This is a genomic window from Rhodococcus sp. NPDC003318 (assembly GCF_042879035.1).
In the GTDB taxonomy this organism is placed as follows: domain Bacteria; phylum Actinomycetota; class Actinomycetes; order Mycobacteriales; family Mycobacteriaceae; genus Rhodococcus_G.
The window spans coordinates 154,668-179,727 of record NZ_JBIAOU010000006.1; the positions used below are offsets into that span (position 1 = coordinate 154,668).

The following is a 25,060-nucleotide window of genomic DNA, read 5'->3' on the forward strand; positions in this document are numbered from 1 at the left end:
TCGTGACCGCAACTCTCGACGCGCCCGTCGTGACACCGCCCCTCCCGGACCGGTTCGCCGGGTCCGTCGCCCGCGCCGCCCGCCGTGCGGTCGCCAGTCCCGGGTTGGTGCTGTCCTGGCTGGTGATCGTGACTGTCGTCCTGTGGGCGCTGGTACCGGAGTGGTTCACCTCGTACAGCCCGTACGAGGGTGACGTGGACGCCAGTTTCAGTCCGCCGAGCCTCGAGCACCTGTTCGGTACCGACCGGCTCGGCCGGGACCTGCTCGCCCGCACGATATACGGGGCGTCGACCACGTTGACCGCGACGCTGCTCGCGGTGCTCGTCGGATTCGTCGTCGGGTCCCTGGTCGGACTGCTGAGCGGATTCGTCGGCGGTCGCGCCGACGCGATCATCATGCGGTTCGTCGATGTGCTGCTTGCGATTCCCGCGCTCCTGCTCGCCATGACGGTGGTCACCGCGCTCGGCTACGGAACCCTCAACGTCGCTCTTGCCGTGGGCATCTCCGCGGTCGCCGCCTTCGCGCGGGTGATGCGCTCGGAGGTGCTCAAGGTCGCCCAGAGCGAGTACGTCGAAGCGGCGTACGGATCCGGGGCGGGCTTCCGGCGTGTCGTCGTCCGGCACGTCCTGCCGAACTCGGTCGCGGCGGTGCTGTCACTGGCAGCACTCGAGTGCGGTGCCGCGATCCTCGCGGTCGCGGCGCTCGGGTTCCTCGGCTACGGCGCACCACCGCCGGAACCCGAATGGGGTCTGGCCGTGTCGGAGGGCCGCGACTACCTCGCGACCTACCCGTACATCTCGATCCTCCCCGGCGTCGTCATCGCCGTGGTCGTGCTCGCCACCAACCGCATCAGCAAGTCACTGGGAGACTAGTCATGGACCAGCAGTCAGGCAGCCCGCTCCTGCGGATCGACGACCTTCGCGTGCGCTACCGCTCCGCGCACAGTCCCGGCACCGTCGCGGTCGACGGTGTGAACCTCGCGGTGGGGCCCGGCGAGTTCGTCGCCGTCGTCGGCGAGTCGGGGTCGGGCAAGAGCACGACGATCCATGCGGCGCTGCGGCTGCTGCCGTCCTCCGCCTCGATCGAAACCGGTTCGGTGCACCTCGGCGGGCACGACGTCACCCGGTGGAAGGACCGCCGGCTGGTGAGCCTGCGCGGGCCGTTCGTCGGGTTCGTCCCGCAGGATCCGGGAACGTCGCTCAACCCCGTCAAACGGATCGGCAAGCAGGTGCTCGAGGCGATCCGGCTGCACCGCAAGATCGAGACGGGCCCGGCGCGTGACCTTGCGCTCGAGAAGTTGCGCCTCGCCGGGCTGGGCGACGTGGAGCGCATCTTCGACCAGTTCCCCCACGAGTTGTCGGGCGGAATGAAGCAGCGGGTCCTGATCGCCATCGCCCTGGCCAGCGATCCCGCACTGCTGGTGGCGGACGAGCCGACGTCCGCTCTCGACGTGACGGTGCAGAAGGTGATCCTCGACCACCTGGCGCACCTGCGTGACACTCTGGGCCTGGGCGTGCTGCTCGTGACGCACGACCTCGGGGTGGCGTTCGACCGGGCCGACCGGGTGGTGGTGATGCAGCACGGTCGGATCGTGGAGCAGGGCCCGACCCGGCAGGTGATCGAGAACCCCGCCCGGGAGTACACCCGTTCGCTCGTCGCGGCGGCGCCGTCGTTCCGGGACCTTCGGCTCGGCCCCTCTCCGCTCGCGGTCGAGGCCGGGGCGGGCCGACCACGTCCCGCGGACCACCCGATCCTGGAGATCAAGGACGTCGAAAGGCATTTCCGGGTGGCCGGTTCGGGCGCCAAGGCCACGGTGTTCACCGCGGTCGACGCGGTCTCGCTCACGGTGACCGCAGGGACCACCCACGCCGTGGTGGGGGAGTCCGGTGCGGGCAAGTCCACACTCGCCCGGATCGCCGTGGGCCTGACCCGCCCCGACGCGGGTGAGGTCTGGTTCGACGGGACCGAGATCGGCGGTCTGTCCTCGCGTGGCCTGCGGCCGGTGCGACGGAAGGTGCAGCTGGTCCGGCAGAATCCGTACGCCTCACTCGACCCGAAGTTCACGGTCGAACAGATCGTGTCCGAACCGCTCGCCGCATTCGGAATCGTGGACGGTCGTGCCCGTCGCCGTGCCCGGGTCGTCGAGCTGCTCGACGCCGTGGCCCTCGACGCCGGTCACCTGCACCGCAGGCCGGCCGAACTGTCCGGGGGCCAGCGCCAACGTGTCGCGATCGCCCGTGCCCTGGCGGCGGACCCGGCCCTGGTCGTCCTCGACGAGGCGGTGTCGGCCCTCGACGTCTCGGTGCAGGCACAGATTCTGCAGCTGCTCGTCGACCTGCAGGCGGAACTGGGCCTGACCTACCTGTTCGTCACCCACGATCTCGGTGTGGTCCGTCTGGTCGCCGACGACGTCACCGTCATGCGGGCGGGGCGGGTGATCGAAACCGGACCGGTCGCGGACATCTTCGCCGCGCCCCGCGACGAGTACACCCGCAATCTGCTCGACGCGGTTCCCGGGGAGAACCGCAGCCTCGCGACGGTGTGAAGCTCCCGCCGCCTCGCCAGAATCGCGGTGATCGCAATGGTGGGCGCGGTGGAGGGTGGCGGGAAGAATCGGTGGTGGCCACCCGGGGTCGTCCGGGTGGCCACCCGAACGGCCCCGTCCGGCCGGTTCGCCACCGAGCATCGAGGTCTGCCTGTGTACGACATACGACGGTTGGTGTTGCTCCGTGACCTCGCCGAGCACACGACGATGACGGCTGTGTCCGAGTTGCACGGAATCACGACATCGGCGGTCTCGCAGCAACTTCGGATTCTCGAGGAAGAGGTGGGTGCCGTCCTGACCCGCCGGGAGGGTCGGGTTCTGCGCCTCACCCACGCCGGGAGGGTCCTTGTCGATCACACCGCGAGGGTCGTTGCGGCGCTGGAGGAAGCGGAATCCGCGGTGGCCGCGACCGGGGAGTCCGTGACCGGGGTGCTCACGCTCGCGACCTTCCAGACCGCGCTCACCCGAGTCGCATTGCCCGTCGTGGCGCGCCTGCGGCGGGAACACCAGGACCTGCGGGTGCGGGTGGTCGACGCGATGCCGGTGAACTCGGTGCCGGCCGTGCGCCAGCAGGAGGTCGATCTCGCGATCACCTACAACTACTCGTTCCGTGCCCGCGACCTGCCGACGGGCTTGTCGTCGGAGTACCTCTTCGACGATCCGCTCGTGCTGTTGGCTCCGGCCCCGCTGCGGGAGGAGATCCGGCAGCACGGACTGTCGGCCGCATCGGACGTCGACTGGATTGCCGCGGCCGACGGTGCGCCCTCGGTGGCGTCCGTCATGTTCGCTTGCCGCCAAGCAGGTTTCACGCCGCGCATCGAGCACCGTTGTGGCACGTTCACCGGTATGGCCGAGATGGTCGACGCCGGGTTCGGTGTCGCCGTGGTTCCCGAGATGGTCGTGTCCGACGCGCATCGGCACCTCGTCACCGGCCCGGTTGCCAACGGCGCCAGGCAGATCGGTGTCACATACCGGCAGGCGTCGCTCGAGCGGCCTGCTGTCGCTTCGGCGATCCGGGCACTGCGCATGGTCGCCGCGCCCCTGCGTCTGGTCTCGTGAAGGGGCCGATCTCGAACATATGCTTAACGATTCTCGTAGCCGCAGTGCCTTGTTCGCCACCTCCGGATGTTCGAGACTGAGATGAAGTGTGAATTGTTCTCGGACTCAGGCGAACACGCGTGACGTCCGTCCTCGAGTGCGGCCCGCTGCAGCAGGCCGACCGTTACCGTCGGATTGGTGGCCATGAGTTCCTCCCTGCACCTGAACATTTCCCTACTCACGCCGGGTCACTTCCGCGGCTCGTGGAGGGTGGCAGGCAACAGCCCCGGCGACTTCGTCGACCCCGCGCACTTTCGGCGCCTGATCCGGATCGCCGAACGCGGGCACCTCGACGCGGTGTTCGTCGGTGACAGCCCGGCACTGTCCGGGGACATCGCGCACGCGCCCCAGCTGGGACTGGACCCCGTCGTCATGCTCGCCGACGCCGCGGCGGGCACCGAGCACATCGGGGTGATCGCGACCGGCTCGTCGACCTACAACGATCCGTACAACCTCGCCCGGCGCTACCTCTCGCTCGACCACCTCACCCGGGGTCGGGCCGGCTGGAACGTGGTGACCACACAGCTTCCCTCCGCCTCCGCCAACTTCGGGTACGCGGAGCCCCCGGAGAAGACGGAGCGGTACCGGCGTGCGGACGAGTTCGTCGAGGTCGTCACCGCACTGTGGAACGGGTGGGACACCGACGCCGTGGTCGGCGACGCGGCCTCGGGGCGGTTCGCCGATCCGGGCCGGATCCGCGGCCCCCGCCACCACGGCGAGTGGTTCTCCGTCGAGGGACCGCTGCCGCTGCCGCGTTCACCACAGGGCAGGCCGTTGCTGGTGCAGGCCGGGGCGTCCGAGGGCGGGCTGGCCCTGGCGGGCAAGTACGCCGATCTCGTGTTCTCGGCGGCGCAGACCGTCGACGTCGCCCGGACACTGCGTGAGGACATCCGAGCTCGCGCGGCAGCGCACGGGCGCGATCCCGACCGGGTGAAGATCTCGACCGGCCTGATCACCGTCGTCGGAGGCACCGAGGAGGAGGCGCGGCGTCGCGAAGTGGAACTACGCGAGACCATTCCGCTCGAACCCGCGCTTCGGCAGCTGGCCGCGCAACTCGGGTTCGACGAGAACGCACTCGAGCTCGACACCGTCCTGCGCGCCGGAGACCTCCCACAACCGGCCTCGGGGGCACCGCGGTCGGCCGGCTTCTCGGCCAGCACACACGCACTGCTGGCCGAGAAGCCGCATACCGCACGCGAGCTCATCCACCGGTTCGCCGGTGGCGCCGGCCACCAGCTCGCGGTGGGAACGGGTGAGCAGATCGCGGACCGCATCGAAGCCTGGTTCCGCAGCGGTGCCACCGACGGATTCACGATCATGCCGGGTGAGGTCGGTTCGGGTCTCGAGGCCTTCGTCGAGCAGGTCGTGCCCCACCTGGTCGCCCGCGGGCTCTTCCGCGACGAGTACACCCACCGCACCCTGCGCGGCAACCTGGGTCTCGAGCTGGCCGGGACCGAGGACCACGCGGATCTCGACATCACCGTCGGCTGACCGGACTGCCGCGAAAGGACACCTGACATGACTGCCGGACTGAGCGCGCCCGCACGCCCCGTTCTGGACGAGGCGCGGTTCGAGGAAACGTTGGCCTTCGTCGCGTCCCGCGCCGAGTACCACGACCTCACCGGAGAATTCCCGTTCGACTCGTTCGACGCCCTGCGCCGGATCGGTGCGCCCGCGCTGACCGTGCCGGTCGAGTACGGCGGCGGTGGCGCCGGGATCGCCGAGGCCGTCGAGGTGATCGAGCGGATCGGAGCCGCCGACCCGTCGGTCGGCCTGATCCTGCAGTGGAACTACACCAATCACCTGGCGCTGCAACACCCGGACAGCCCGTGGCCGGACGAGTTGAAGGCCGAGGTCTTCCGGACCGCGGTCACCGAAGGGGCACTGATCAACGGGCTGGCCGTCGAGCGGGAGCTGGGCAGCCTGTCGCGGGGCGGGGTTCCCGCGACCACGGCGACCCGGCTCGCGGACGGCAGCTGGCGGATCGACGGTGAGAAGGCCTACGCCACCGGCATTTCCGGCCTGCGCTGGTTCACCGTCACCGCGACCACCGCGGAGCCGTCGCCCCGGGTCGCGACGTTCCTGTTCGAGCGCGACACTCCGGGATGGCGGGTGGAACGGACCTGGGACCACCTCGGCCTGCGGGCGTCCGACACCCAGACAGTGGTGTTCGAGAACGCTCGCATCCCGCACGCGCGGCTGGTCGACGTCCGGGATCCGGGCGGGAAGCCGCGGGGTGCGGGCAGGGTGGCGCTGCCGCTGCTGTTGGCCGCCAACTACAACGGGGTCGCGGTCGCGACCCGCGACTGGCTCGTCCGATACCTGCACACGCGGGTGCCCACGGCGCTCGGAGCGTCCCTGGCGACGGTGCCCCGATTCCACGATCGGGTCGGCGAGATCGAGGCGCAGCTGCAGACCAGCCGGGCAGTGCTCCGCCAGGCCGTCGCAACGGTCGAATCGGGGGGACCGCTGCCGGGACTCGCCAAGCACGTCGCGACCACCACGGCGATCAGGATCACCGAGTCGGCCCTGGACCTGACCGGCAATCCCGGGTTGTCCCGCAGCCGCCCGCTCGAACGTCACCACCGCAACGCGATGGTCGGCCGGATCCACACCCCGCAGAGCGACCTCCTGCTCGCGAACCTCGGGAAGGCTGCACTGGCCGAGGGCGCCCCCGAGGGGGTGCCCGCTTGAGCAGGCAGGTGCACCTGGCGGTCAACATTCTGGGCGCCGGCGTGTTCGGCGGATCGTGGCGGTTCCCCGGCACCGATCCGGAGGCGAGTTTCCGGCTCGATCACTACCTCGACATCGCCCGGAAGGCGGAGGCGGCGAAGTTCGACGCGATCTTCCTGGCCGACGGCCCGGCGGTCGCCGACGACGTGAGGTACCGGCCGTTCAACAGTCTCGAACCGTCGGTGGTGCTCGCCGCGGTCGCCGCCGCGACCACCGCCATCGGACTGATCGGCACGCTGTCGTCGAGTTACAACGATCCGTACGACGTCGCGCGCAGATTCGCCACGCTCGACCACCTGAGCGGGGGTCGCTCGGGGTGGAACGTGGTGACCACCGCGGGTCGAAGTGCGGCGCGCAACTTCGGATTCGACGACGCCCCCGACCACGCGGTGCGCTACGCGCGGGCCGCCGAGTTCGTCGAGGTGGTGCGCAAGCTCTGGAACAGCTGGGAACCGGACGCGCTGGTGGGCGACAAGGGCAGCCGGCGGTTCGCCGACACCGGCAAGATCCACCGCACCGATCACCACGGGCCCCACCTGGACGTCGCGGGGCCGCTGAACGTGCCGCGATCACCGCAGGGTGAGCCGGTGATCGTCCAGGCGGGTGCGTCGACGGACGGGCGAGCGCTGGCCGCGCACGTCGGGGAGGTCGTCTTCACGGCCGCACGGACGGAGGAGGAAGCGGGGGAGTACTACCGGGACGTGAAGGCGCGGGCCGACGGACTCGGACGCAGTGCCGACGGCGTCGTCATCCTTCCCGGGCTCTCGACAGTGATCGGCAGCACCGAGGCGGAGGCCCGCCGCCGCCGCGACCTGCTCGCCGAACTGGTCCCCCCGGAGCTCGACAGCGGTGCCGGACACCGGATCGTGACGGGCACACCCGAGCAGATCGCCGACGCGATCGTCGACTGGGTCGACAAGGGTGTCGCCGACGGATTCAACCTGATGCCGGACGTACTGCCCGGGGGCTTCGACGACTTCACCGAGCACGTGGTCCCGATCCTGCAGCGGCGCGGCCGATTCCGCACCGAGTACCGGAGCACGACCTTGCGGGGCCACCTCGGTCTCGCCGTTCCCTCGCACAGCGTGCCCGCCGGCCGCGATGCGGGGCAGCGGGTGGTGGCGTGATGCGTCGCGATCGGACACTGCACTTCCTCGTCAACGTCGGCAGCGCCGGCTATCACCCCGCCGCCTGGCTCGATCCCGCGCTGACACCGGACGCGTTCATCCGTCTCGACCACTACCAGGCGGTCGCCGCGGTTGCCGAACGCGGTCTGCTCGACGGATTGCTGTTCCCCGACATACCCGTTCAGCAGCCGGGCATCGCGCGAGCGCCCGCGGCCACCCTCGATCCGGTTCTGGTGACCAGCGCACTCGCCGTGTCCACCGAACGCGTCGGACTGATTCCCACCGCGAGTTCGTCGCTGAACCTGCCCTACAACCTGGCCCGGCGGATCCTGTCCCTCGATCACGTCAGTGGGGGCCGCTCCGGCTGGAACGTGGTGACCACGTTCGAACCGAACGCCGCCCGCAACTTCGGTGTCGAGTACCTTCCCGCACGGGACGAGCGTTACCGGCGTGCCGGTGAATTCGTCGAACTCACGAAGCGACTGTGGGACAGCTGGGAGGAGGGCGCGGTCATCGGCGACCAGGAGTCGGCGCGATTCGCCGACCCCGACAAGGTGCACGCCGTCCGCCACCGCGGGGAGTTCTACGCCGTCGACGGACCGCTGAACGTCACCCGTTCGCCGCAGGGGCGGCCGGTCCTCGTGCAGGCCGGTGCGTCTGCGCAGGGCCGTGCGTTCGCCGCCGCTCATGCGGAGGTGGTGTACGCGACGCAGTTCGGGCTCGACGCGGCACGGGACTTCGCCCGCGACGTGCGCGGTACTGCTGTCCGGCTCGGCCGCGATCCCCGGGCGATCCGGATCCTGCCGGGGCTGGTTCCCGTGGTGGGCAGCACGACCGCGGAGGCACAGGCGCGGTTCGACGCGCTGCAGGGGCGCCTGCATCCCGACAGCGCGCCGGTCCGGACGCTCGCCCGGTGGCTCGGGTATCCCGACGCCGTCCTCGACCTCGACGCGCCGCTGCCCGATCAACTGCGGGTCCTTCCCGCGGATCGGATCGGGCCGGAGGGCTTCTTCGCCTCCCTCAGCCGGTACGCCGCCGACACCGGTCACACGGTGCGGGCCCTGCTGTCCGAGTTCCTCGGCGGGCACCGTGTTCTCGTCGGGACACCGGAGCAGGTGGCCGACCACATCGAGTCGTGGTGGCGGGCCGGGGTGGTGGACGGATTCACCATCATTCCGGCCGTGCTGCCGAGTCACCTCGAGGACTTCGTCGACCATGTCGTCCCGGTCCTCCAGGCACGCGGACTGTTCCGGTGCGCCTACGAGACCGAGACCCTGCGGGGGCATCTCGGGCTCCGCGAGCCCGTCAACTCGTTCGCCCGCACCTGATCTCGCGACGAGTTGCCGATGACTTTCCGCACAGTTCCCCGTCCCCCCGACCGTGACGACCCCGACGATCCTGACGACCGCGACAACCTCGATTCGGCGGGGTCGCGCTCGGTGCTGCGCGACGGCCTCCGGGTGATGGCGCGCGGCAGCCGGGCCCACCCGGTCGCGACGCCGCTGTCGTTCGCGGCCGGGATGGTGAACGGGGCCACGATGGTGCTCAGCGCCGTCGCGATCGGCTGGGCGACAGACCATCTCGTCCTCCCGGTGTTCGACGGACAGGACGTCCCGGTCGGTGTCTGGGTGACCGCCGCAGCCCTGATCCTCGGCGTGTCGCTGCTCCGGGTCGCAACGATCGTCACCCGTTCGCTGGCGGCCGCCGTGGTGCAGTTCGGTGCGCAGTCGAACACCCGCCGTGCCCTGGTGCGCCAGTTCGCGCGACTGGACGTCCGCTGGCACCGCCGGCACTCGTCGGGACAGTTGCTGTCCAATGCGGTGTCCGACGTCGAGGCGCAGTGGTTCCCGATGCAGTTCTTCGCATTCGCGGCGGGCAGCGTCTTCATGCTGGCCGTGGCACTGGTGAACATCGTCCGGATCGACCGGTACCTCGCGCTGGTGGCGGCGCTGCTGGTCGTGGTGATCCTCGCCGCGAACCTGGGTTTCCAGCGGGTGATGTCGCCTCGGGCCCGGGCGGCGCAGCGGGCGAGGGCCGACGTCAGCTCGGTGGCGTTCGAAGCGATCGAGGGCGAGCAGGTGGTCCGGACACTCGGTGTCGCCGCGGACGAGTCGGCACGTTTCCGGCGGGCGTCTCGGCGATCCCGCGACAGCAATACGCGGATGGGTGATGCCCGAGCCGTTTTCGATCCACTCGTGGAGCTGGCGCCGACCGCGACGGTTCTCGTGGTCCTCGTGGTGGGTGTGGGCCGGGTGTCGTCGGGAGCACTGTCGGTCGGCACCCTGGTCGAGACGGTCTACCTGTTCCTGACGATGGCGATGCCGCTGAGCATCATCGGCCGATTCCTCGGCGTCGTTCCACTCGCGGTGGTCGGCGACCATCGCACCGGGCGGGTGATCGAGGCGACGCAGTACGCGCGGTCCGGCACCGCCGAACTCACGGGACGGAGACCGATCGCGGTGCGGCTGGACGACGTGACCTATCGCCACGGTGACACGTCCGAGTCGGTGTCGGTGATCGGTCCCGTCGATCTGACCGTCGACGCCGGCGCCGTCGTCGCGATCGTGGGCGCGACGGGGTCGGGCAAGTCGACCCTCGTACGGCTCCTCGCGCGAACCGTCGACCCGGACAGCGGAACCGTGAGTTACGACGGCACGGATGTGCGGACACTGGCTCCCGGGCAGGTCGAGTCGCGAGTCGCCGTGGTGCCGCAGCAGGCCTTCCTGTTTGACGACACCATCCGCGAGAACGTCACCGTCGGACGCGACATCGACGACGAATCGGTGTGGCGCGCCCTCCGCCTCGCGGAGGCGGACGGGTTCGTCCGCCGCGACCCGGCCGGACTGGACGCCCGGGCCGGAAAGCTGGGTGCCTCACTCAGCGGTGGGCAACGGCAGCGGATCGCGCTCGCCCGCGCTCTCGCCGGGGACCCCCTGCTCCTGGTGCTCGACGACGCGACCAGTGCGCTCGATCCCGCAGTCGAACGGGACGTCCTCGACAACATCCGGGCGCATGTCGTCACCGAACGCGGGCCCGCACGCCGCTGCACCGTCGTGATGACCGCGGCACGGAAGTCGTCGGTGGTACTCGCCGACCAGGTGATCCTCCTGGACGGAGGGACCGTGGCGGACACCGGCACCCACGCCGATCTCGTCGAGCGGAATGCCGGGTACAGCGCGATCGTCGAGGCCTACGCCGAGGCACTCGACGAGGTGCTGCCGGACCCCGTGGCCGGGAGCGGGCGATGACCGGCGCCGTCGGCAGGGTCCGGGCCTCGGCGGCCTCCCTGCGTGCGGGATTCGCCTACACGCCAGGACTGTTCGCGGGAATCTGGCTGACAGCCCTGCTGGCCGTCGCGGGCGCGGGTGGCCGCATCGTGGTCCCGTTGACGGTTCAGTTCGCGCTCGACCGGGGCCTGGCCGACCGGTCCGGGGACTCCGGACACGTGCTGCCGACGGCGGTGACGGTCGGTGCCGCCGCCGTCGCCGTCGCGGGGGTGTCGTCGTGGCTCGTCTGCCGCCGGTTGATCCGCACCACCGAGACCGCACTGGCGAATCTGCGGGAACGAGCGTTCGCGCACGTGTTCGCCCTGGAACCGGGCTCGCTGGACGACTCGAAGCGGGGTTCGCTGGTGGCGCGGGTGACCAGTGACGTCGACACCGTCTCGCAGTTCACCCAGTCGGGCGGCGTCACCATCGTCACGAACCTCGCGCAGATGCTGATGGCTGCGACGGTGATGCTCGTCTACAGCTGGCCGCTCGCCCTCGTCGTCATCGGGGTGTCGCTGCTGGCCGCGGTCGTGATGAGGGTGGCGCAGCGGGTGATCGCGCGGCGCTTCGGTGAGGTGCGGGTCGCGGTCGGGGACCTCTACGACGGCGTCTCGGAGATGCTGCACGGTGTGGAGGTCACGCGCGCATACGGAGCGACGGACCGCGTCCACGCCCGGGTGGACGCGTTGATCACCGACACCGAGCGCGCCCTGCTGCGCGCGCAGCGGCCCCTGAGCGTCAACATGTCCCTCGGAGAGACGGCGAGCGGCCTGATCACGGCCACCGTGGTGCTCGTCGGCGCGGCCGCCGGAGCCGGACACATCGGCTGGCTCGACCTGACGGCCGGGCAACTCGTCGCCTTCCTGTTCCTCATCACGTTCTTCGTGCGTCCCTTGCAGTTCACCGTGTCGATCCTCGGGGAGTCTCAGAGTGCGGTGGCCGGTCTGCGGCGGGTGCTCGGCCTGCTCGCCGAGCCGGCGGCGGTGGTGACGGACGATGCCGGGATCCCGCTGCCCGAGGGCGGAATCTCGGTCCGGCTGCGCGGCGTCGAGTTCGGGTACACACAGGGCACTCTCGCGCTGCATCCCCTCGATCTGACCATCGCGCCGCACGAGCACGTCGCCGTGGTCGGCGAAACCGGTTCGGGCAAGTCCACGTTCGCCAAACTCGTCACACGCCAGTTGACGCCGACGGGCGGGGTGATCGAGATCGGGGGTGTCGACTCCCGGATCGTCACCGACACCTCGCTCGCGCGCCGGATCGCGATCGTGCCCCAGGACGCGTTCCTGTTCGATCGCAGCGTCGCCGACAACATCGCGCTCGGACGTCCGGGCGCGACCCGACGCGACGTGGAGGACGTCCTCACGGACCTCGGTCTGCGCGGATGGGTGGACGGCCTCCCCGACGGTCTCGACACTCTCGCAGGAAGCCGCGGTGAGGCGCTCTCCGCCGGGGAGCGGCAGCTGGTCGCGCTGGCGCGGACGGCGCTGGTCGACCCGGATCTGCTGGTGCTGGACGAAGCCACCAGCGGGGTGGACCCGGCCACCGACGTCCGGGTGCAGCAGGCCCTCACGCGCCTGACCAAGGGACGCACCACCGTCACGATCGCCCACCGGATGATCACCGCGGAGACGGCGGACACCGTCGTCCTGTTCCACGAGGGCAGACTCGTCGAGCGCGGTTCGCACGCCGACCTCGTCGCCCGAGGCGGCCGGTATGCGGCGCTGCACGCAGCCTGGGAGTCGATGAACAGCCTGTGATCCGGGTGCGCGGTCCGGCGGCGGGTGTCGGCGTCACCTTGGAATCAAGTCGAGTGGAACGCTTCACCAAGGAGGTGGGCCGACCTAGCGTGAAGACGTTCCTCGCCCGACATCTGGACGGAGCAGACATGAACGCACATGCGGCCCACAACGATCCGAGGGCACCACATCCGATCGTCGGCCTGGCAATGGATTCTGCCTTCGCCGCCGACCTGCTCGACCCGCGGACGCCCGGGACGGCCACCGAGTTCGGTCGTGGCGTCGACGCGGCGGGGATCGACTTCCTGCTGATCGGACGCGATCGACTGGTGGCCGAAGGCTCCGATGAGTCGACGCTCGATCCCACCGTCGCGGCCACCGTGCTGGCCCGGCACACGCGACGCACGGGCCTCGTCGTGACCGCGGCCCCGGGTCGGGACCACCCCTACAACGTTGCGCGCCGGCTGGCGTCGCTGGACCACGGATCGAGGGGTCGGGTGGGCTGGCTGGTCGGAACGGCCGACGATGCCGTCCCACACTCGGCGGCGGTGTGGACCGGCGCAGACCCGCTCGAGGCCGCCGTGGACGCCGTCGCGGTGGCACGGTCGCTGTGGCGGAGCTGGCCGGCGGACAGCATCGTCGACGACCGGCAGCGCGGTGTGTTCGCGCGATCCGACCGCATCGCCTACATCGACCACGACGGCGCCTACCGGGTGTCGGGTCCGTTGAACGTGGTCGAGCCGCCGCAGTCGCAGTTGCCGGTGTTCTGGGCGCCGCGCGGCGAACGGGAACTGCAGGCGGCGCGTCGCGTCGCGGACGTGGTGGTGGTCCGAGACGAGGACGCTGCCGGCCGTTACCGGGCGGCGGCCCCGGATCCGGTACGCGAGCAGGCGCTGCTCGTCGACGTGCAGTGGGAGACCGGGATCGGCGACCGCCGCACCCTGACGTCGTCCGACGGCGTCCTCGTCCACGGCGCCACCTCCGACACCTGGCCGGACGTCCTCGCGTCGATCGCGCGTCCGGCAGCCGAGGGCCCCGGGGTGACCCTGCGCGACCTCGTGGGCCTGCCCAGTCCCGACCTGGCGAGTCCCGGTGTTCGGTTTGCCTTTTCGGTTTCCTGACCCATTCGAAGACAGGAGTGAACAATGACAACAGTTGCCCCCGAGATCCGTCCGACCGACACCGCCGTACCGCAGCCCGGTTCGGCGGAGCTGGCCGCGATCATCGAGGAGATTCGTGTCGATGCGGTGGCACGCCGCGCCGCCGGCGGTACCGAAGGGCCGCACCGTGCGGTCGAGTTGGTGCGCCGACACCGGCTCGGCGCGGTCCGGGTGCCCCGGGAGCTGGGCGGTGGTGGCTACACCCTCCAGCAGTTGTTCGATCTCGTGATCGATCTCGCCGAGGCCGACCCGGACGTCCCGCACATCGTGCGCGTCCACTACGGATTCGTCGAGGAGGTGTTCCGGCTGCCGCGGACCGATCAGAAGTCCGCATGGCTACCGGAGATCCTGGCGGGCAAGCTGTTCGGTGGCGCGAACTCGGAGTTGGGCACTCGCGCCGTGGGGACCTACAGCTACGAGACGACACTCGTCCCCGAGGGGGACGGGTACCGGCTGAACGGCGTCAAGTTCTACAGCACGGGTTCGCTCTACTCCGACTACGTCCGGGTCACGGCCGATCTTCCGGACGGCAAGCAGCTCAGTGCGGTCGTCCCGGTGGACCGGGCGGGCGTCGAGCACAAGGACGACTGGGACGGAATCGGGCAGCGGCACACCGGCAGCGGCACCACCGTGTTCCACAACGTGCGGGTCGGGCCGCAGGAGACGCTCCCGTTCTTCCGGGGCGCCGACGTCGGGACCCGTGCCCGGCAGGCGCTCCCACAGCTGTTCCTGCACGCGATCGCGGCGGGTGTCCTGCGTTCGGTGACGACCGACGCGTCCGAGTTGGTGCGCTCGCGCAAGCGGAGCTTCGTGTTCGCGAGCGCGGAGGAGCCGCGGCACGATCCGCAGCTGCTCGAGGTCGTCGGAACCCTGTCCGCCGCAGCCTACGCCGCGGAAGCGCTGGTCCGTGTCGCGTCCGCAGCCCAGGACGTCGCGACCGACGCGGCCCGCACGACCGGTGTGGACGCCGCGCTCGAGCAGGACGCCGCGGTGGCGGCCGCCAAGGTGAAGATCGCGATCGAGGAGGTGGCGCTGCGAGCCGCGGGACGACTCTTCGAGGTCGGCGGCGCGTCCGCGACCCGGGAGTCGAACCACTTCGACCGACACTGGCGCAACCTCCGAACCCTCTTCTCGCACAACCCGACCGTGTACAAGGCGCGAGTGATCGGCGACCTCGTGGTCAACGACACCCCGCTGCCCGACACCGGATTCTTCTGAGCTGCACCCGAGAAACGGAGGTACCGATGAGTGATTCGCAGCGGCGGGTGATCCTCAATGTCAACGTGCTCGACGTGGGGACAGCTCCCGGAGCCTGGACGCGTGACGACGTACACGCGCACTCGTTCGTCGATCTCGACCACTTCGTGAACGTCGCCCGCATCGCGGAACGGGGCACCCTCGACGGGTTCTTCCTGGCGGACGGCCCCGGATTCTGGGAGAACCCCCGCGTCAAGCCGACGCGGGCACTCGAACCGACGGTGATCCTGGCGGCCGTCGCGGCGGCAACCGAGCACATCGGACTGATCGGCACCGCTTCGACGACGTTCAACGATCCGTACGACCTCGCGGAGCGCTTCCTGTCTCTCGACCACATCAGCGCCGGCCGGGTGGCCTGGAACGTCGTGACGACGTACGCGCCGGCCGTCGCCGCGAACTTCGGCCTGGACCGGATTCCCGGTCGCGACGACCGATACCGGCGGGCGGAGGAATTCGTCGCCGTCGTCGAGGAGTTGTGGGACAGCGCCGTCACCGGGCAGTCGGTCTCGCATCACGGCGAGTTCTTCGATCTCGACGCCCGGTTGCGGGTGGCGCCCTCGGTGCAGGGACGGCCGCTGTTCATCCAGGCCGGGGGATCGCCGGCCGGACGTGAGCTCGCCGGCCGCACCGCGCACGGAGTGTTCTCGGCCGAACTGACCCTGGAGGCGGGTCGTCGACACTACCGGCATGTCAAGGACGTGGCGCGGGCGGCGGGCCGGGACCCGGAGCACGTCAAGATCCTTCCCGGCCTGATCACCGTGATCGGGTCGACCGAAGCGGAAGCCGTCGCCCGGCACGAATCGCTGCGCGCACACGTGCCGCCCCGATTCGGTTGGGAGCGTCTCGAATTGACACTCGGGGTGCCCCTCGACGATCTCGACCTGGACGCGCCCGTCCCCGCGGCACTGCTCGACGGCCCGCCCGACCCGGCGAACTTCGCCGGGTCCCTCGGGTTCCGTGAGTCCGTGGTCGGGCTGGCCCGGGAGCGCAATCTGACCGTCGCTCAACTACTTCGCGAGCTCAACGGTGGTGGTGGCCATCGTGCGGTGATCGGGACGCCGGAGCAGGTCGCCGACACCATCGAGGAGTGGTTCCGCGCCGAGGCGGCGGACGGGTTCAACCTCATGCCCGATGCCCTTCCGTCCGGACTGGACGACTTCGTCGACCACGTCGTCCCGATCCTGCGTCGGCGAGGGCTGTTCCCCTCCGAGTACACGGAGTCCACCCTCCGCGAGCGGTTCGGGGTCCCCCTGCCGCTGCTCCAGCCGGCGCGATAGCCGGTGGTGCGCCGACGCCCGCGCATCCACTGTTCGACGCGATCGCCGATCCGAACCACCCCGCGATCTATCCGATCTTCAAGGACCGATTCAAGGCGCGCATCTCGTCGAGTTCCGGATACGACCGACCGGGATGGCATGCGGATGTCACCGCTGCGGTGAACCCGCCCGCGGCGTCGATCCTGCGTGCGGAGACGCTGCCGTCCTACGGCGGCGACACGCAGTGGTCCAACACGGTTGCCGCGTACGCGGGCCTGTCCGAGCCGGTGCGCGAGCTGGCCGACAAGTTGCGAGCGGTGCACCGATTCGCTCCGGGTGCCGGATCCAAGCCCACCGACGACTACCTGCGGCGGGTGAGTGAACGTCCCCTGCTGACCGAACACCCGGTGGTGCGGGTCCACCCGGAGACCGGAGAAAGGGCGTTGTACGTCAATCCCGGATTCACCAGTCATCTTGTCGGCGTGTCTCCGCACGAGAGCCGGCGCCTCCTCGAACTGTTCTACGAAGAACTCGTCCGACCGGAGTACACCGTCAGATTCCGGTGGGAACCCGGGTCGGTGGCGTTCTGGGACAACCGATCGACGGTTCACCTGGCGCCGCGAGACCTGACGACGGACGAGGATCGCCGGCTCTACCGCGTCACTCTGGTCGGCGACGTGCCGGTCGGTCCGGACGAGCGTCCGTCGGTCGCTCTGGAGGGTGAGCCGTTCGAGGCACTCTGACGGACGGAGGAAACCGGTCGCTCGGTGGTCGATCTAGTGAATTAAACTGTAGAACAGTGTGTTTCATGAACATTCGAGAAACCTTCACGGCGATCCGAACCCTCTGTCGGATCCGTGTTCGGCACTAGCATCGTTGGTGCTCAGCCGTTTCCGGGTCGCATCCGCGTGCCCGGCATCGACGGCACTTCATCGCCGCACGCACGAGGGAACGACGAGGTCAGGTCGCAATGACGAACCGCAACAACAGCAAACCCCACATTCTCGACGGTGGGACGGGCAGCGGCACGGCCGCCCACGACGTCGCCGCCCAGGAGTCCCTGCGCCTTCTGGGATACGGCGGAGCCAACCTGATCGCTCCGCTCGACGACGCCGTGCACGACGTCGCGATCGTCGGCGGGGGTCAGAGCGGTGTGACGACCGCCTACGCGCTGCGGCGCGCGGGTGTGTCCAACGTGACCGTCCTCGACGCCGGTGACGGCGAGCCGGATCTGGCCTGGCGGGCGCGGGCACGGATGCGCACGCTGCGGACACCGAAGACCATTTCCGGTCCGGAACTGGGTAATCCGGCACTGACGTTCCAGGCCTGGTACGAGAGCATCCACGGGGCCGGGGCCTTCGACGCGATCGACCGGATCGCCACGGCGGACTGGGCGGACTACCTCACCTGGTTCCGGCGGCAGGTCGGGGTCGAGGTGCGACGTGGCGTCCGCGTGACCGGGGTCGAGCCCGTGGAGCCCGGCAGGATCCGGCTGCACCTCGCCGACGCGCACCGGACGTGGACGGAGGACGCCCGCAAGGTCGTGCTCGCCACCGGAGTCTCGGGGACCGGCACGCCGAACGTCCCCCGTGTCGTGAGGGCACTGCCCCGGAACCTGTACGCCCACACCGCGGACGCGATCGATTTCGCGGCGCTGCGGGGCAAGTCCGTCGGCGTCCTCGGTGCCGCCTCGTCCGCGTTCGACGCGGCCGCGACTGCGCTCGAGGCGGGCGCAGCGGAGGTGCACGTGTACACGCGACGCCCGGAGCTGGTCGTTGCTCCGATCGCCGGAGCGCGCCCGAATTCTCTGGTGCAGGACGTCTTCCACCTGGTCGACGACGGTGAGCGCTGGAGGCAGCGATGGGAGTGGGCCGCGCGCGGCGCGAACGTTCCCCCCGAATCGGTCGAGCGCGCCGCGGCGTTCCCGAACTACCACCTCCACGTCGCTGCCGAATGGACGTCGGCGTCGCAGCGGCGCGGCCGGGTGATCGTCGATGCCGCCGACGGTGCCCGGACCTTCGACTTCGTCATCGCCGGTACCGGATACCAGCAGGACCCGGCCACCAGGCCGGAGCTGGCGGCGATCGCCCCGCACATCGCGCGCTGGTCCGACGCGTACACACCACCGGAGGGCCTCGAGTCGGACCTGCTCGGCTCGGCGCCGTATCTCGGTGCCGGCTACGAATTCACCGAGAAGGTCCCGGGATCCGCGCCGTGGCTTGCGGACATCCACGTGTTCAGCATCGGGGCCAGCACCAGCTTCGGGCTCCCCGTCGGCGACATCCCCAGCCTCCGGGTCGGCATTCCCCGCCTGGTGGACGCCATCACGCGAGATCTGGTCCTCGCCGACCTGGACCGGGCGCGCACGGTCGCGGTCGGAGCGGGCCGGTGAGCGTGATGCCGAACGCGAGAAGAACCTCGGCTCGATGGGTGCGGCGGCTCGCGGCGGTCACTGCGCTCGGCGGGTTCGCGGCGCTGGGCCTCGCCTCACCCGCGGCCGCGCACGTGCGCGTCGACAGCGGTGAACCGGTGTCGCAGGGCGGTTACGGTGTGGTGCGCCTGATCGTTCCCACCGAGTCCGACGATGCGTCGACCGTCGGTGTGACCGTCACGATTCCCGACGACGTGAACCTGACGTCGGCCCGCACCCAGCCGATACCGGGGTGGACGGCGACGATCGAGAGTGAGCCGTCCGGCAGCGGGGAGCGGGTGTCCCGGATCGCATGGCGTGCGACAGATCCCGCGAGCGGGCTGAAGGCGTCGGAGTTCGGCGTGTTCACGCTGTCCGCCGGCCCGTGGCCGCAGAACGTCGACTCGGTCCCACTGCCCAGCGACCAGACGTACAGCGACGGATCCGTGGTGTCCTGGAACGAGGTCGCGGTGGACGAAGGTGCCGAACCCGAGCACCCGGCTCCCGTCGTGACGCTGGTGGCCGGCGGCAGCGGTCACGGTGACGGGCACGCGGAAGCGGCGAGTGCGTCGTCGGCCGGGACATCGCAGTCGGATGATCACGCCGAGGCATCGGCACCGACCGACGACTCGAGTGCATGGCTGTGGCAGACGATCGCCGTGGTCGCCCTCCTGCTCGCCCTGGGGTCGACCGGCGCGGTGATCGCCCTCCTGCGTCGAGGTCATGGCGACCCGAGCTAGGACCCGGATCGGAGCGTTCCTCTGGCTGCTGCTCGTGGTGGCCGCGACGGCGGTGTGGGCGGCGGCGCCGGCCTCGGCGCACGCCGCCGTCGTCGCCACCACACCGACGGACGGCGCCCATGCCGACACCGCGCCGACGACACTGTCCTTCGACCTCAACGAGCCGGTCACCCTCGTCGAGGGGTCGGCCCAGCTGATCGACAGCGCCGGGGGACTGCACGCGTTCTCGGCGCAACGGCTCGAGGACGGTGGCCGTCGGATCGTGCTGGTGGTCGACGGCGAACTGGCCGACGAGGCGTACCTCGCGACGGCACGGGTGATCTCCGCGGACACCCACGTGGTGTCGCTGTCGACCCGCTTCACCGTCGGTTCGGTCACGCAGTTCGGGGAGACGCTCGAGGCCGGCACCGCGGACTCCGCCGTCGAGCAGTACCTCGGCTACCCGATCAAGACGGCGGTCTACCTCGGCCTGGTCCTGTCGGCCGGACTCCTGATCTCCGGACGGTGGGTGTGGCCGGACACGGTGTCCCGTCGACGGTTCCGCCTCGTGTACCGGGTCGGTGCGGCCCTGCTCGTCGTGGGTCTGCTCGGCCGGTTCACGGTGCAGGTGGCGCAGCAGGCGGGCGGGCTCGATGCGGTGTCGGCGTCGGCCGCGGCAACGGTTCTGGGCAGTCGACTGGGCGTCGCTCTCGTCGTGGCTGCCGTACTCGGCGCCCTCGTCCTCGTGTTCCCGCCCGGCCGCGGGCGGGTCCCGAACGCGGTCGGATACGCGCAGGCCGGCGCGGGAATCGCCGCCGTCACGCTCGGTGGCCACGGCGGCGCGACGGAGACCTGGCCACTGTCGTTCGTCGGTACCGCAATCCACGTGTATGCCGCTGCGGTGTGGCTCGGCGGCGTGGCCGTGCTGCTTCTCGTCCTCGACGAGATCTCCGGTCTGCGCCGGTGGCACCGGATCGCAACCGGTCACGTGGTACTCGTCGTCCTCGCGGGCGTGATCCTGGCGGTCGTCCAGGTCCGGCCGTTCGGGGCACTGATCCGCACACCCTACGGGCTGGTGCTGATCCTCAAGGTGGTGCTCGTCGCGCTCCTCGTGACGGCAGGTGCCACCGTGTACCGACGGCACCGGGAGCGACCGGCCGGGGCGGCCGGTGACGCACCCCGACAGCAGACACGCTCGCGCATTCTGATCGCGGAGGCAGCTCTGGGGGTCGCCGTGCTCGCGGTGACATCGGTGCTGTCGTCGGTGACGCCGGCCAAGGAGAGCTACACGACGGACGTCCGGACCGAGCTGGACTTCGGTGCGTCGGAGGTCCTGGACGTGCAGATCGACTCGGTTCGCCGCGGACCCCGGACCATGACCGTCCACTTCCGAATCCCGGCCACCGATGCCGAAGACCCGGACGTCACGGTGGAGCTGTCGTCCGCCACCGCGAACGTGGCCCGGATGCCGGTCGAACTGACGAGGTCCGGCCCCGACGGTGACGTGTACACCTGGCGCAGCGAGGGTCTCATCGTGCCGGCGGCAGGTGCGTGGAAGGTCACCGTGCGGTTCGACGGCAGCCACGGACCCAAGGTCGCCTCCTTCGGGTACGAAGCCCTCTAGCCGGCTGGTGGCCGCGTCGCGTCGTGTGCGCGGCGCGGCCGGTCGCCTCATCGGCTCTGCGCCACCGGTCGCCTCATCGGCTCTGCGCCACCGGTCGCCTCATCGGCTCTGCGCGGCCGCCGCGACGGCGATGTTGGTGCCGGGGTACTTCGACTGCAGGAACCGGGCCGTCTCGGGGCTTTCCAGGGCGCGAGCGAGTTCGAGCACCCGCTGGTCGCCCGCCAGCCGTGACGGGGCGACCAGAACGTGTGCGTACGGGTTGTCCGGTCCCGGCTCGATCGCGAGGGCGTCCTTCGCCGGATCCAAACCGATCGAGGCCGCGTCCTTGGGGCTGAGGACCACCGCGTCGTAGCTGTCGTAGATGGACCGGAGGTAGTCGTCGTAACTGAGATTCAGCAGCGACAGGTGCCGCTGGGAGTCGAGCACGTTGGCCTGCGTGATGGTCAGGTCCTGTTCTGTGGTGCCACCGAACGGACGGTCCAGGGTCACCAGATTCGCGCTCTGCAACAGGTAGAGCCCGCGCGCGAAGCCCGTGGGCGTCGTCGGCAGGACCACCTTCGCACCGTGCGGAAGGCTCCGGCCGGTGACCTGGTCCGCGACGAGACCGACGTTGACCCAGTCGTTCGTCTCGTCGAGATTCGTGAACCTCGACGAATACAGGCCGTAGGGAACGACGTTGACCTCGGACACGACGCTCAGGTTGTCGTAGGAGTTCTCGTCGACGTCGGCTTCGAACGCGGGAAGGTGCTGGTAGTAGGCGAGGTCGCCCTCCCCGTCCGAGACCTTCTTGTTGGAATCCTCGTCGGCCGTGGCGAATTCCACCTTCACCGAGTCCGCCAGGATGTTCTCGACCGCGTTCTCGAGGATCTCGCGGTCGGCGCCGTCGTCGACGTAGACGACCAGTGCGTCGTCGCCCTGGTCGGCGGGTTCGTAGCTCACCTTCGTGTCGGAGCCGCAGGCGGACAGGGCCACCGCGGTCGCGAGGGTGAACGCGACGGTCGCGACGATGCGACGTCGAAATGGGCTTGGCATCTGATCTCACTCCACTGAAGAGACGAATCGAGCCGGCACCCGGGAACTCAGTCGAGCTCCCGGGTGCCGGTTCGCCGGGATCGACTCCGCCCCTCAACGGAGTCGCCCGGATTCGGGGGACAGGTCACTTGTTCGTCAGGCCGCGCTGCCAGGCAGTCAGGCGCCACTCGACGGCGGTCATCGCGGCGTTGGTGAGGATGCCGATCAGGCCGAGTGCGAGGATGCCCGCGTACATCTGAGCGGTCTGGTACCGCAGCGCGGCGTTGTTGATGTAGATGCCCACACCGTGTGCGCCGCCGACCAGCTCCGCGGCAACCAGTGCCGTGAACGTGTTCGACGCGGCGAGGCGGATGCCGGGGAAGATGTTCGGAATCGCCGCCGGCAGGACGACCCGGGTGAAGATGTACGCCCGCCCGGCGCCGAGTGTGCGCGCCGCGTTCAACAGGAGGCGTTCGACACCGCCGACCGCGCCCACCGTGGTGATGAAGATCGGCCAGAAGCAGGCCCAGACCACGATGGCGATCTTCGACTCCTCGCCGATGCCCAGGAACACCACGAAGACCGGGAGCAGGGCCAGCAGGGAGAGATTGCGGAAGAACAGCAGCACCGGCTCGGCCAGCTTCTGGAACACCGGGACGGTGCCGACCACGATGCCGAGCGTGATGCCGACGACGAGCGCGATCGCGAACCCGATCAGGCCGCGTTGCACACTCGGCCAGATCTCGGACCGCAGGCTGCCGTCCGCGAGGCCGTCGACGAAGGCCACGAACGTGTCCTGCGGCGTCGACAGGTACAGGTCACTGACGAACCCGAACGCGACGACGTACCACCAGACGACGAAGAACGTGACCAGTCCGATGGTGCCGTAGACGAGCCCGTCGTACTTCGCCAGCCAGGGGTTGCGCACCTTGGGCGGTGTGAGGTCCTCGTCCGGCCGGTCCGCGGCGCGTGCCACGTCCTCAACGAGCGTTGCCAATGCGCACCTCCTCCTCGAGGATCCGCGCGACGCGCGAACGGATGTGGACGAAGTCCTCCGAGCTGCGCGCCTCGCTGTCGCGGGGACGCGGCAGGTCGACGTCGAACAGTGTTTTGACCTTGCCGGGAGCTTTCGTCATGACCGCGATCCGGTCGGACAGGAAGATGGCCTCGTCGATCGAGTGGGTGACGAAGAGGATGGTCTTCTTCGTCTCGCCGGACTCCCAGATGCGGAGCAGTTCGCCCTGCAGGAACTCGCGCGTCTGCGCGTCCAGCGCCGCGAAGGGTTCGTCGAAGACCAGGATCTCGGGCTCGTAGGCGAGGACCCGGGCGATCGCGACACGCTGGCGCATCCCACCCGACAGCTGATGGGGCAGCCGATGCGCAGCGGACTCGAGACCGACCTTCCGGAGCACCTCGGCGGCGCGTTCCCTGCGCTCCGCCTTCGGAACTCCACGGATCTTGAGGCCCACCTCGACGTTCTTCTGGGCGGTGAGCCAGGGGAACAGGGCGTAGCCCTGGAAGACGACACCGACGTTCTTGTCGACGCCGTCGACACGCTTGCCGTCCACGAGGACCGCGCCGCCGTTGTAGGTCTCCAGGCCGGCCAGGATGTTCAGGAACGTCGACTTGCCGCAGCCACTGGGGCCGAGCAGCGAGAGGAACTCGCCCTTCCTGATCTGCAGGTCGAAACCGTCGAGGACCGCGGTGGTGTCCTTGCCGCTCTTCGATCCGGGCCTGGGGTAGAGCTTGGTGACGTGGCGGGCCTCGATCTGCCAGTCCGGGGCGGGCCGGGCATCGATCGGCGCCTCGTACTGTTCGCGCTGCTCAACGAGCAATTGCTGACTCATGTCGATTGACTTTCGTGTGGGGGTGCGGAAGGCCGCCGGGCTCGGGCTGCGGCCGGAGCCCGGCGGGCTGTGCTACTCACATGACGCGCTCGGTCGTTGCCGCGCGTCGGATCACTCTTCGGCGCCCTCGATGTCCACCAGGTGCGTCTTGAAGATCCCGTCGTTCTGTTCGTCGGCGATGATCGTGGTGTTGTCCTCCTGGGACTCGAGGAGGTCGGCGGACTTCGCGTACGGGTTGAACGCGTTGGTCGCGATGTCCTCCGGCTTCAGGTTCTCCGAGCCCTCCAGCGGTTGACCGACCTGATCGACGAGGTCCCACCACAACTGGAGGCTCGCCTTGTCCAGGAGCGCGTTCGGTGCGTAGTGCCAGTTGGTGGTCTGCTCCACCGGGTAGCCCGTCGTCTTACCGGCGATCTCCGCGGATTCCTTCGGATGGGCGTTGGCCCAGTTCGCGGTCTTCGCGATGATGCCGACGAACTCCCGTGCCGCCTCGGGGTACTTCTGCAGCCACGCGTTGCTCGCCACGTACGGCGCCTGGCCGCCCAGCGGACCCCAGTCGTCGAACGAGGTGAAGGCCTCGGTGAACTTGTCCGGCTGGCTGAGCAGGACACCGACCAGCGGCGGGTGGAAGACCCCGAGGTCCACCTCACCCCGCTCGATCGCCGGCGCGACGAGCTCGGGCTTGAGCTGCAGGAAGTTGACCTTGCTCAGGTCGACACCGTTGTTCTGCAGGTACCGCTTGATCACCAGATCGGTGCAGCTGTTCGTGCCGTTGAGCCCGATCGTCTTGCCCTCGATCGCCTTCAGGTTGTCCTTGGTGATGTCCGAGCCGGCCTTGGTGAAGTAGGCCATGTGCGGCTCTTCGGGCAGGTCCAGCATGCTCGAGGCGATCGCGGTGAATTTGAATCCCTTGACCTTGCCGTCGATGTCGCCGTTGAACATGCCCGTGGCGATGTCGATGGCGCCCTGGTCGAGCAGCTGGACGGCGGGCACGGCCGTGGCGGGGCCGACGTATTCCGGGCGGACACCGGCGTTGTCCCAGTACCCCAGCTCGTCCGCGATCCGGACCAGGGACAGCGCGGTGGGGGAGTTGGCGAAGCGGAAGGTGACCACTCCGTCGTCGCCGCCGCCGTTGCTGCTGCATCCGGCGAGTACCAGGGGCGCCGCGACGAGCAGGGCCGACCACGCGGACAGCCTCCTCGTCAGTCGCTTGCTGCGGAAGACCTTCATGAGCGCGCCTTCCCGTGCATTGTTCTGCCGCTCAC

At 69.8% G+C, this 25,060-nt stretch carries 20 protein-coding genes; 16 read left to right on the forward strand and 4 right to left on the reverse strand.

Features of this window, described 5'->3' with window-relative positions:
* Positions 1–2 precede the first annotated feature (2 nt).
* The 16 genes from ACFYVR_RS12890 (at position 3) to ACFYVR_RS12965 (ending at position 20,937) form a co-directional block, all read left to right on the forward strand.
* Positions 3–872 carry an ABC transporter permease gene (locus ACFYVR_RS12890; protein ID WP_387473437.1) on the forward strand — a complete coding sequence of 290 codons (870 nt, stop codon included), beginning with the start codon at positions 3–5 and terminating at the stop codon, positions 870–872.
* 2 nt (positions 873–874) lie between these two features.
* Positions 875–2,545 carry a dipeptide ABC transporter ATP-binding protein gene (locus tag ACFYVR_RS12895; protein ID WP_387473439.1) on the forward strand — a complete coding sequence of 557 codons (1,671 nt, stop codon included), beginning with the start codon at positions 875–877 and terminating at the stop codon, positions 2,543–2,545.
* A 153-nt stretch (positions 2,546–2,698) separates the two neighbouring features.
* A complete protein-coding gene (locus tag ACFYVR_RS12900) occupies positions 2,699–3,604 on the forward strand; it encodes a LysR family transcriptional regulator (protein WP_387473441.1) in 906 nt (301 codons plus the stop codon).
* 183 nt (positions 3,605–3,787) lie between these two features.
* Positions 3,788–5,134 (forward strand): NtaA/DmoA family FMN-dependent monooxygenase, encoded by a 1,347-nt coding sequence (locus ACFYVR_RS12905; RefSeq protein WP_387473691.1) that lies wholly within the window; start codon positions 3,788–3,790, stop codon positions 5,132–5,134.
* A gap of 27 nt (positions 5,135–5,161) precedes the next feature.
* A complete protein-coding gene (locus tag ACFYVR_RS12910) occupies positions 5,162–6,337 on the forward strand; it encodes an acyl-CoA dehydrogenase family protein (protein ID WP_387473443.1) in 1,176 nt (391 codons plus the stop codon).
* The gene (locus tag ACFYVR_RS12915; RefSeq protein ID WP_387473446.1) at positions 6,334–7,503 is read left to right on the forward strand and encodes an NtaA/DmoA family FMN-dependent monooxygenase; all 1,170 of its coding nucleotides are present in this window, start codon (positions 6,334–6,336) and stop codon (positions 7,501–7,503) included. Before ACFYVR_RS12910 ends, ACFYVR_RS12915 begins: the two co-directional genes overlap by 4 nt.
* Positions 7,503–8,831 carry an NtaA/DmoA family FMN-dependent monooxygenase gene (locus tag ACFYVR_RS12920; RefSeq protein WP_387473448.1) on the forward strand — a complete coding sequence of 443 codons (1,329 nt, stop codon included), beginning with the start codon at positions 7,503–7,505 and terminating at the stop codon, positions 8,829–8,831. Before ACFYVR_RS12915 ends, ACFYVR_RS12920 begins: the two co-directional genes overlap by 1 nt.
* 18 nt (positions 8,832–8,849) lie before the next feature.
* Complete coding sequence (locus tag ACFYVR_RS12925; RefSeq protein WP_387473450.1) at positions 8,850–10,751, forward strand: ABC transporter ATP-binding protein; 1,902 nt, start codon at positions 8,850–8,852, stop codon at positions 10,749–10,751.
* Positions 10,748–12,532 (forward strand): ABC transporter ATP-binding protein, encoded by a 1,785-nt coding sequence (locus tag ACFYVR_RS12930; RefSeq protein ID WP_387473453.1) that lies wholly within the window; start codon positions 10,748–10,750, stop codon positions 12,530–12,532. Before ACFYVR_RS12925 ends, ACFYVR_RS12930 begins: the two co-directional genes overlap by 4 nt.
* Before the next feature lie 128 nt (positions 12,533–12,660).
* Positions 12,661–13,632 (forward strand): LLM class flavin-dependent oxidoreductase, encoded by a 972-nt coding sequence (locus ACFYVR_RS12935; protein ID WP_387473455.1) that lies wholly within the window; start codon positions 12,661–12,663, stop codon positions 13,630–13,632.
* A 24-nt stretch (positions 13,633–13,656) separates the two neighbouring features.
* Positions 13,657–14,889 carry an acyl-CoA dehydrogenase family protein gene (locus ACFYVR_RS12940; protein WP_387473457.1) on the forward strand — a complete coding sequence of 411 codons (1,233 nt, stop codon included), beginning with the start codon at positions 13,657–13,659 and terminating at the stop codon, positions 14,887–14,889.
* A gap of 26 nt (positions 14,890–14,915) precedes the next feature.
* On the forward strand, positions 14,916–16,205 hold the full coding sequence (locus ACFYVR_RS12945; protein ID WP_387473460.1) for an NtaA/DmoA family FMN-dependent monooxygenase: 1,290 nt from the start codon (positions 14,916–14,918) through the stop codon (positions 16,203–16,205).
* Between the two features lie 101 nt (positions 16,206–16,306).
* Positions 16,307–16,927, forward strand: coding sequence for a TauD/TfdA dioxygenase family protein (locus ACFYVR_RS12950; RefSeq protein WP_387473694.1), 621 nt, complete (start codon positions 16,307–16,309; stop codon positions 16,925–16,927).
* Between the two features lie 227 nt (positions 16,928–17,154).
* Positions 17,155–18,576: an NAD(P)-binding domain-containing protein gene (locus ACFYVR_RS12955; protein ID WP_387473462.1), complete on the forward strand. Its 1,422-nt coding sequence runs from the start codon at positions 17,155–17,157 to the stop codon at positions 18,574–18,576.
* 5 nt (positions 18,577–18,581) lie between these two features.
* On the forward strand, positions 18,582–19,334 hold the full coding sequence (locus ACFYVR_RS12960) for a YcnI family protein (RefSeq protein WP_387473696.1): 753 nt from the start codon (positions 18,582–18,584) through the stop codon (positions 19,332–19,334).
* Positions 19,318–20,937 carry a copper resistance CopC/CopD family protein gene (locus ACFYVR_RS12965; RefSeq protein WP_387473464.1) on the forward strand — a complete coding sequence of 540 codons (1,620 nt, stop codon included), beginning with the start codon at positions 19,318–19,320 and terminating at the stop codon, positions 20,935–20,937. Before ACFYVR_RS12960 ends, ACFYVR_RS12965 begins: the two co-directional genes overlap by 17 nt.
* Positions 20,938–21,036: 99 nt before the next feature.
* Here ACFYVR_RS12965 and ACFYVR_RS12970 read toward each other — a convergent pair whose 3' ends face one another.
* The 4 genes from ACFYVR_RS12970 to ACFYVR_RS12985 form a co-directional block, all read right to left on the reverse strand.
* Positions 21,037–21,969 (reverse strand): MetQ/NlpA family ABC transporter substrate-binding protein, encoded by a 933-nt coding sequence (locus ACFYVR_RS12970; protein ID WP_387473467.1) that lies wholly within the window; start codon positions 21,967–21,969, stop codon positions 21,037–21,039.
* A gap of 124 nt (positions 21,970–22,093) precedes the next feature.
* A complete protein-coding gene (locus ACFYVR_RS12975; protein ID WP_387473469.1) occupies positions 22,094–22,945 on the reverse strand; it encodes an ABC transporter permease in 852 nt (283 codons plus the stop codon).
* Positions 22,929–23,795, reverse strand: coding sequence for an ABC transporter ATP-binding protein (locus ACFYVR_RS12980; protein ID WP_387473471.1), 867 nt, complete (start codon positions 23,793–23,795; stop codon positions 22,929–22,931). The genes ACFYVR_RS12975 and ACFYVR_RS12980 overlap by 17 nt, the downstream gene beginning before the upstream one ends.
* Positions 23,796–23,906: 111 nt before the next feature.
* Positions 23,907–25,025, reverse strand: coding sequence for an ABC transporter substrate-binding protein (locus tag ACFYVR_RS12985; RefSeq protein ID WP_387473474.1), 1,119 nt, complete (start codon positions 25,023–25,025; stop codon positions 23,907–23,909).
* Between the last annotated feature and the right edge of the window lie 35 nt (positions 25,026–25,060).